A 5732-nucleotide genomic window follows, 5' to 3' on the forward strand; every position below is an offset into this window, starting at 1 on the left:
ATCCCCCCTGCCCCCCTTGATAAGGGGGGTGCCGATCCCCCCTTAGTCCCCCCTTAATCCCCTCTTAATAAGGGGGGCATCTGAGAACTTTTAACACCTACCTACTTAATTCATAATTCATAATTTATCATTCCCATCTCCCATTTACTTGATCTATGGAACTACCAGAATTAAATATAGAGACAATTTGGGCAATTATTAACGATGAAATTGACGACGAAACCGTTAATAAATTGGTTTGGCAAACTTTAGGGTATCGTTACGATGAAAGTCAAGGAAAATGGGATAATAGTCAAGTCGAGGAAGATTGGCGACGGGAATATCCCGAACCCCCAGATTTTATTGCCAATCGTCCCCCAACAGTAAAATTAACTCGATCGATCTTGCCAGAAAATAAACAATTATTAAAAGATAAATTGGGTTTTACTGGTTATAAAATTGGCGAATTCAATCCCCGCATGACTCGCCGTGCCACCGCCGCTAATTGGTTGTGCTTTTATGGGTTAAAATAGATAAGGAAAGTTATTTTATCAAGCTTCTAGCATGGTCACTATCCCTGTCAAGTCCTCCTCTCATCCCCTAGCATCCTATATTGAGCGTCTCACTGCTGGGGAAGCATTGTTAAAAGATACTCCCCAGAATTTAATTGAGGTAGTGGGTATCCTGAAAAGTTACGGAGTGGTGTTAGATGCTTATTCCAAAAATTTAATTTATATTGCGGAAAATCAGTTTTTGGTTTTTTTCCCCTTCTTTAAATATTTTAATGGTCAAGTATCTTGGCAAAAATTACTACAACACTGGTGGCACGATCGCATTAATTTTGAGTATGCTGAATACTGTATGAAAGCCATGTTTTGGCATGGTGGGGGTGGTTTAGATAGTTATGTAGATGGTGCCGCTTTTCGGGAAGTGACAGCCAAAGTTATTCAAGCCAAATTTAGGAATAATCCCCTAGTTTTAGGTTTAAATAAAGTCTTTCCTGAATTTTTGCCAGAACAAATGCGGATGATGGCCTACTATAGCGGTTTAGGTCAATTTTGGCGAATTATGGCCGATGCTTTTTTAAGTTTATCCGATCTCTATGATGCCAGAAAAATTACCAATATTCCCGAAGTGGTGGCACACATTAAGAAAAATTTAGTTGATAATGCTAGTAAACCAATTGTCTATCAGGTAAAAATCAAAGGACAAACCTATGATCTGATCCCCAAATCGGCAGGATTAACCTTTCTTGCCGATACAGCAATCCCCTACGTTGAGGCGGTTTTCTTTCGCGGAACACCTTTCCCCGGTACAATTTCCTATAATGCCCAAGCCTATCAAATTCCCTACGATCAAGGAATGTTTGCCTATGGTGCTTTGTATGCGGATCCTTTACCCATCGGAGGTGCAGGGATTCCCCCCACACTATTAATGCAGGATATGCGTCACTTTTTACCAGATTATCTGCACGACATTTATAAAAAGAGTTTTCGTCAAGAGGAAGATTTATTAGTCCAGATCTGCGAAACTTTTCAAAAGTCGATGTTTTGTGTGACAACGGCAGCCATTCAAGGATTAGCACCTTATCCTTTAACTACCACAGATTTAAAAGAACAAAAAGCCAATCGCATCTATCTAGAAGCATGGATGAACCGCTTTGTTAAGTCGCGATTAGAAGCGGTAAATCAATAATTATTCTGCCGATAAATCGGTAATTTTTGCAGTCAACAAACCTCCCTTACATTTATGTCAGATATTAACGCCCAACTTCAGGATATTTTAGCTCAATTGCAATCTTTAACCGAACGGGTTGCCCTCATCGAAGCGCGGCAGATGTTAGTACCGGACATCGAGCGCTATGGTAAATTACAGCAATTCCTAGCTGAGGGGAACTTTAAGGAGGCAGACGCAGAAACTCTCCGAGTTATCCTCGAAGCTGCCGGCAGAACCCGGGATACTTTAACCCCAGAGGATATGATGCGGTTTCCCGTTAATGTGATTCGGGTACTCGATCGCCTTTGGAAAAATTATAGCGGCGATCATTTCGGTTTTAGCAATCAGGTGAAGTTATATTTTGCCGCCGGAGGTGATATTAACACCCTGCGTACCCAAGACGCGGAAACGATTAAAAAATTTGGGGAATTGGTGGGATGGCGCAACAAAGATGAGTGGCGTATCGATGATTATGATCACTGGGATTTTAGTCTAGCAGCTCCTCAAGGTTGTTTTCCCGCTCTCTGGTGGAAATCTCCCTACGGATTAAAAATGGTGACTTTTTGTTTTACTCGCCTGATAGAGTGCGATTTATAGGCAATGAAAGGAGTTATCGGCTATTTTCGGGCTTTATTATCCCCCCAATTTGCCCCCACCGGGATAAAAGTGGCTGTAGTGGTGGGGACGATTTTATTGACAATTAACCACGGTTATGCTATACTGTCTGGGCGCATGACAAGCGATCGCTGGCTGGCGGCATCACTGACTTATCTAGTTCCCTATCTAGTCAATATTCATGGGCAGTATAGCAGTTATCGCCGTCAGCAGTGGCCGAAAAAATCCCAGGAATAAATTGATTTCGCCCTATTTTTGATGGTAAATCTGTACAAAAAAACACTTTTGCAGTTGAGGCATTTGCTATTGGTTCTGTGTTCTGGCGATTGGGCCATTAGTTGCAAATTGATTTAAATTCGTCATAGAAGAAAGATCGTAATTAATGACTTCGGCAACTCAATTTGAATTTCCACCGGCTAAGGCTAACTATCTGTTCAACCATACCACTGAAGCTGGTGTTGGTGGGGATAAACGTAAGTTTTGGCGCCAAGTTATGGGATTTGATCGTCCTGAAGCAATTAGAGAAGCTATATTAGGGGCAGTCTCTCTGGAAATATTACAAAAACAAGACAGAAGCGAGTATGGTGATCGCTATCGTGCTTATGTTAAAATAAGGGATGCTTCGGGTGAATTGCGTCAAATCCGCACCGTTTGGATTGTTTTGAGAGGAGAAGATGTGGCCAGATTTGTCACAGCAGTACCCGATAGTTTAGGAGATTGAAAATGAGTAAGTTTCAATTGTTTGATGGTGTTAGACTAAGGGAAGATCTACCTTTAATTGATGGCGGAATAGCTCCTATCGGGACAGTTGGGACAATTGTAGAAATTCTCAAAAATGGGGAAGCTTATCTAGTAGAATTATTTGGAGATTGGGTTAAATATGATGAGCAGGGAAATTTTGTCTGTGCAACTCAGACAGAAAAGGGAGCATTCCTCGAAACAATCGGCGTAGAAATTGTCTATCCTCATCAATTGGTGTTGACTTTTCCTGCCAAGCAAGCGATGACCTTGACCTAAATCTATCCCCTTCCAAAAGATCCCTATCACTGATTATTGTTTACTGATAACTGGTCAAGTCTCCCATTTCCCCGCCCCCTATCCTAGTTATCTGTAGCCTACTTTTACTTTTAATTGGTATAAAATGGCAGCAGTATCTACTCTAGGCTAAGATTAACTCCCTTAGCTAGGATTTGATAGCTGCGATCGCTCTCTTTTCAGTAAGGCACTAGCGAGAAAAATCCCCAGTATTGCCAATACAGCCATGGCATAAAAAGCATAAGTGTAAGTGCCGAACCAATCGCGAATTCTACCGGTTACTAAAGTGCCGATCAAAGCACCGACACCGTAGGCAGTAAAAACAATACCGTAATTTTGGGCGTAGTGGTCAGGATTAAAGAAGTGGAGAGTGGTAGCGGGAGCTAGGGCTAACCATCCCCCTAAACAAAACCAAAATAGACAAAAAGCCACTAGATAGCTAGTAACTGCCCCTTTTTCGGCCTTGACCATCAACAGGCAACCAATCAAAATGAGTGTATAGGCCCCGATCGCTAGATAATGGGGTTTCCAGCGATCGCTTAACCAACCGAACAAAGGACGACTAATACCATTAAACAAGGCAAATAGAGCCACACTACTAGCGGCTAACCCCGGCTCGATCTGGATAATTTCCTCAGCGACGGGACTAGAAATACCGATGGAACTCAAGCCAATTAAAGCACCAATGGCATAGCAAAGCCATAAGCCATAAAATGAGCGACTTTTCAGCATATTCACTGGATAATTGCCCTGAAAGTTGGATTTTCGATTAGCTAAATTTAGCGGAGGTTGCCAGTCTTGAGGGGGTAACTTCATGGCGAGGGCAATCATCACAATAATTATTGTAAAGATAATCCCCAAAAATCTTAAACTTGGTCTAACGCTATATTCATTGATCAATCGATTGGCTAAAGGTGCGGTAATCAGGGGAGAAAGGCCAAATCCGATGATAGTTAAACCCACCGCTAAACCTTTTTTGTCGGGAAACCAGCGTGCCACCACTGCCATGGGAACACCGTAAGCGATGCCGACTCCTGTGCCGGCAATGACTCCGTAGGTAAGAATAATTGTCTGGATCTGAGCGGCAAAACTAGCGAGAATATAGCCTAAACCGACGATAATTCCGCCGATAGCCGTCATCCTGCGAGTGCCTACCCGGGGGATAAAAAAACCAGCGATCGGCATAGAAGCGGCATAAAATACTAGGGCCACAGTGTAGGGTAATAGGCTTTCCGTGGCGCTGAGATTTAATTCTGTTTCTAGGGGTTTTCTAAAGATACTCCAAGAGTACACCGTCCCTAAACAGAGTAAAACGCCCATTCCTAGAGGTATTAATAACCATCTACCTTTGGCTGCGGGTAATCCCAAAACTGTCAACTCGGAATCGTAATTACTGGTAGTCATAGATCGCCGTGACTCTTTCTAGACTTGCTGGCCAGTATTCTAGATGAGATCATGGCTAATGGGGCAAATTTTCTGGAAAATTTTCCGATTAAAATAAGGGGGTGAATTATTTCACCCCCTTAAAAGTCTCTCCCCATCTATAGCTGAGGGACTTCTGACGAACTTTAACTAAACTGCCGCAAAGTAAACTTTTGACTTCACAGGGTCGGGAACCATGGTAGCATCCCCTTCTTGCCAACCGGCGGGACAAACTTCATCCGGGTGGGATTGGACGTATTGAATCGCTTTTAGAGTGCGAAGGGTTTCATCGACACTGCGACCAAAGGAAAGATTATTAATAGTAGCGTGTTGGATAACACCTTCTTTATCGATGATAAACAGACCACGCAGGGACACTCCCGCATCAGGATCAAGAACATTGTAAGCGGTGCTGATTTCTTTTTTCAGATCCGACACCAAAGGATAGGCCACATCCCCCACACCGCCGGATTTTCTCTCGGTTTGAATCCATGCTAGGTGAGCAAATTCGCTATCGACGGACACCCCTAAAATCTCGGTGTTGATGCTGACAAATTCGCTAACTCGATCGCTGAAAGCGGTAATTTCCGTGGGGCAAACAAAGGTAAAATCGAGGGGATAGAAGAATAAAACGACGTATTTACCCCGATAATCCGACAATTTGATGGTTTTGAACTCTTGATCGAAAACGGCGGTCGCGGTGAAATCTGGCGCCGCTTGTCCGACTCTTAAGCAACCTTCGGCGGTCATACTCTTAATCTCCTTAATCTAGTTTCTGGGAAAATGCAACTATTTTTACATTCCTTAACAACTATATCATAGTCATAACGATTTTGAGTAGTCAGCCATCAGTTATCAGCAATCAGTTATCAGTGGCTAGTGGGGAGATAGGGAGATAGGGAGATAGGGAGATAGGGAGATGGGGAGATAGGGAGATGGGGAGATGGGGAGATAGGGAGATGGGG

Annotated in this window: 8 protein-coding genes; 6 read left to right on the forward strand and 2 right to left on the reverse strand. The window is 43.1% G+C overall.

Annotated features, from left to right (window positions below; all coding sequences use genetic code 11):
• Positions 1-155 precede the first annotated feature (155 nt).
• The 6 genes from IQ234_RS19470 to IQ234_RS19495 all read left to right on the forward strand — a co-directional run bounded on the left by IQ234_RS19470 (position 156) and on the right by IQ234_RS19495 (position 3327).
• On the forward strand, positions 156-512 hold the full coding sequence (locus tag IQ234_RS19470) for a DUF1823 family protein (protein ID WP_043997341.1): 357 nt from the start codon (positions 156-158) through the stop codon (positions 510-512).
• 31 nt (positions 513-543) lie between these two features.
• Positions 544-1674: a CO2 hydration protein gene (locus tag IQ234_RS19475; RefSeq protein WP_193958294.1), complete on the forward strand. Its 1131-nt coding sequence runs from the start codon at positions 544-546 to the stop codon at positions 1672-1674.
• Between the two features lie 54 nt (positions 1675-1728).
• Positions 1729-2292, forward strand: coding sequence for a GUN4 domain-containing protein (locus IQ234_RS19480; protein ID WP_193958295.1), 564 nt, complete (start codon positions 1729-1731; stop codon positions 2290-2292).
• Between the two features lie 3 nt (positions 2293-2295).
• On the forward strand, positions 2296-2547 hold the full coding sequence (gene nrtS / locus IQ234_RS19485; RefSeq protein ID WP_193958296.1) for a nitrate/nitrite transporter NrtS: 252 nt from the start codon (positions 2296-2298) through the stop codon (positions 2545-2547).
• A gap of 145 nt (positions 2548-2692) precedes the next feature.
• Positions 2693-3031, forward strand: a complete 339-nt coding sequence (locus IQ234_RS19490) for a DUF6883 domain-containing protein (RefSeq protein ID WP_193958297.1) — start codon at positions 2693-2695, stop codon at positions 3029-3031.
• Positions 3032-3033: 2 nt separating this feature from the next.
• Positions 3034-3327 carry a DUF4926 domain-containing protein gene (locus IQ234_RS19495; RefSeq protein WP_193958298.1) on the forward strand — a complete coding sequence of 98 codons (294 nt, stop codon included), beginning with the start codon at positions 3034-3036 and terminating at the stop codon, positions 3325-3327.
• 162 nt (positions 3328-3489) lie between these two features.
• On the opposite strand, the gene IQ234_RS19500 is transcribed toward IQ234_RS19495, so the two are convergent.
• Both IQ234_RS19500 and IQ234_RS19505 read right to left on the reverse strand, forming a co-directional pair.
• Positions 3490-4749: an OFA family MFS transporter gene (locus IQ234_RS19500; protein ID WP_193958299.1), complete on the reverse strand. Its 1260-nt coding sequence runs from the start codon at positions 4747-4749 to the stop codon at positions 3490-3492.
• A gap of 168 nt (positions 4750-4917) precedes the next feature.
• Positions 4918-5517 (reverse strand): peroxiredoxin, encoded by a 600-nt coding sequence (locus IQ234_RS19505; RefSeq protein ID WP_193958300.1) that lies wholly within the window; start codon positions 5515-5517, stop codon positions 4918-4920.
• Between the last annotated feature and the right edge of the window lie 215 nt (positions 5518-5732).

The sequence above is a fragment of the Microcystis aeruginosa LEGE 91341 genome, assembly GCF_015206885.1.
GTDB classification, from domain to species: domain Bacteria; phylum Cyanobacteriota; class Cyanobacteriia; order Cyanobacteriales; family Microcystaceae; genus Microcystis; species Microcystis aeruginosa_H.

Bases quoted from the DNA above. Each gene is read 5' to 3' on its own strand.
- IQ234_RS19470 (WP_043997341.1), top strand. From the start codon at position 156: ATGGAACTACCAGAATTAAATATAGAGACAATTTGGGCAATTATTAAC.
- IQ234_RS19475 (WP_193958294.1), top strand. From the start codon at position 544: ATGGTCACTATCCCTGTCAAGTCCTCCTCTCATCCCCTAGCATCCTAT.
- IQ234_RS19480 (WP_193958295.1), top strand. From the start codon at position 1,729: ATGTCAGATATTAACGCCCAACTTCAGGATATTTTAGCTCAATTGCAA.
- nrtS (WP_193958296.1), top strand. From the start codon at position 2,296: ATGAAAGGAGTTATCGGCTATTTTCGGGCTTTATTATCCCCCCAATTT.
- IQ234_RS19490 (WP_193958297.1), top strand. From the start codon at position 2,693: ATGACTTCGGCAACTCAATTTGAATTTCCACCGGCTAAGGCTAACTAT.
- IQ234_RS19495 (WP_193958298.1), top strand. From the start codon at position 3,034: ATGAGTAAGTTTCAATTGTTTGATGGTGTTAGACTAAGGGAAGATCTA.
- IQ234_RS19500 (WP_193958299.1), bottom strand. From the start codon at position 4,749: ATGACTACCAGTAATTACGATTCCGAGTTGACAGTTTTGGGATTACCC.
- IQ234_RS19505 (WP_193958300.1), bottom strand. From the start codon at position 5,517: ATGACCGCCGAAGGTTGCTTAAGAGTCGGACAAGCGGCGCCAGATTTC.